This window comes from Pedobacter sp. 05L430 (assembly GCF_056397585.1).
This window is the reverse complement of the sequence record NZ_JBFTNT010000497.1, coordinates 1-1,626: the sequence shown is the minus strand read 5'-3', so window position 1 is coordinate 1,626 and position 1,626 is coordinate 1. Positions and strand designations below refer to the sequence as shown.

Below are 1,626 nucleotides of genomic sequence, written 5' to 3'. Positions count from 1 at the left end.
TATCCAGCCAACTTCTTTCTTCAGCTTCAACTTATAAGTTTTGGTAATGAAGTTGCTGCCGATGTTTTTATCTTTAAAGAATATCGAGAAATCTGTCATTTCTTTTTTGAGTGAAACAGTAACGCGAGCTATTTTTGAGTCTCCTTTTATAAGTGTAATTGGCTTCTCTTCATCAAGAACATAATTAACGGCTCTTACGGTAGCATTATGTGCATCATGTTTAATAATGTAAGGTTTTGATTTATCGGTTAGCGTAATCAAATAGAAGTACACACTGTCTTTAGATAAGAACTTCTTTTTTTGATTCTGAAGGACCATTTCAACAAGTCCTTTTTCTTCCAGGGCTTTATACTTTTGCAGCTCCAACTGATCGTTCTTGCTTCTGAACTTAATTTCCCCAATATTTATTTTGGTACTCTCGTATTCCGGATTTGCTTTAAGGTGGGCTGATATTACATCTTCAGCTGTACCCTCGTCTAAATTACCACCGCTTTTACAAGATGATATAAAGAAAATCAATGTTGCTGCGATAGTTAATAATGTGAAGTTTTTCATGGTGAGCATTATAGATTAATGTTTCAATTGTTTTAGGTATAATTGAATGGTGTTCTCCAAACCTAAATAGAGGGCATCACTGATTAATGCGTGGCCAATACTAACCTCCAGTAACCCAGGAATGCTTTCAGCAAAATATTTTAGGTTGTGTAAGTCTAAATCGTGGCCTGCATTAATGCCCAGTCCTATTTCATTAGCCTTGTGCGCAGCTGCGATGTAAGGTAAAATGGCTTTTTCCCTATTGTCGTAATAATTATGCGCATAAGCCTCGGTGTAAAGTTCAATTCTGTCGGTTCCACTTTCTGCCGCAGCCTCCACCATTTCTACTACCGGATCTACAAAGATGGACACACGAATTCCGGCAGATTTAAACACAGAGACCATCTCTTGCAGGTAATCTTTATGTTTTATAGTGTCCCATCCATGATTGGAGGTAATTTGGCCTTCTGCATCCGGAACAAGGGTTACCTGGGCAGGTTTATTTGCTAAAACCAGGTCAACAAATTTTTGCTCTCTGCAGTTACCCTCTATATTAAATTCTGTAGCTATAGTTGCTTTCAAATCAAAAACATCCTGATATCTGATGTGTCTTTCATCAGGTCTGGGGTGTACAGTTATCCCCTCCGATCCAAAGCGCTCACAATCCAATGCTACTTTAACAAGATCCGGATTGTTTCCTCCACGACTATTACGAAGGGTTGCTATTTTATTGATGTTTACTGAAAGTTTCGTCATGTTATCCCAAATATAAATATGCAAGTAAAGGTAAAAAATTTCTGTATTTTGCTATCAGTTATAATCATTCGATATATGTCATTTAAATTGTTGATCTCATTTGTCGCTTTCTGTTGTATTCAGCATGTTGTTTATGCACAGAAAGATACTGTTGTGTTTAAAGGGTATCCTGTAGTTGCGCATACAGACACACTCTTTCACATTAAAAATAAGCTTGGTTCCTTGTCTGCACCAGAAAGAGCACAAAGAACTTCTTCCAAAGTTGAGGCCTTATCTGAGGATCTTCTTTTTGTACCCGATTCTTTAATTACAGTTGATGATTCTACCCTTGTAGGA

At 37.3% G+C, this 1,626-nt stretch carries 2 protein-coding genes and 1 pseudogene; 1 reads left to right on the top strand and 2 read right to left on the bottom strand.

Annotated features, from left to right (window positions below; genetic code table 11):
• A partial coding sequence (locus AC1DG9_RS26790; RefSeq protein ID WP_477635660.1) for a hypothetical protein occupies positions 1–555 on the bottom strand: 555 nt, incomplete at its 3' end.
• A gap of 15 nt (positions 556–570) precedes the next feature.
• Positions 571–1,290 (bottom strand): pyridoxine 5'-phosphate synthase, encoded by a 720-nt coding sequence (locus tag AC1DG9_RS26785; protein WP_288882577.1) that lies wholly within the window; start codon positions 1,288–1,290, stop codon positions 571–573.
• Between the two features lie 75 nt (positions 1,291–1,365).
• Between AC1DG9_RS26785 and AC1DG9_RS26780 the strand changes: the two are divergent.
• Positions 1,366–1,626: pseudogene (locus tag AC1DG9_RS26780) on the top strand (mechanosensitive ion channel family protein); the annotation flags it as partial.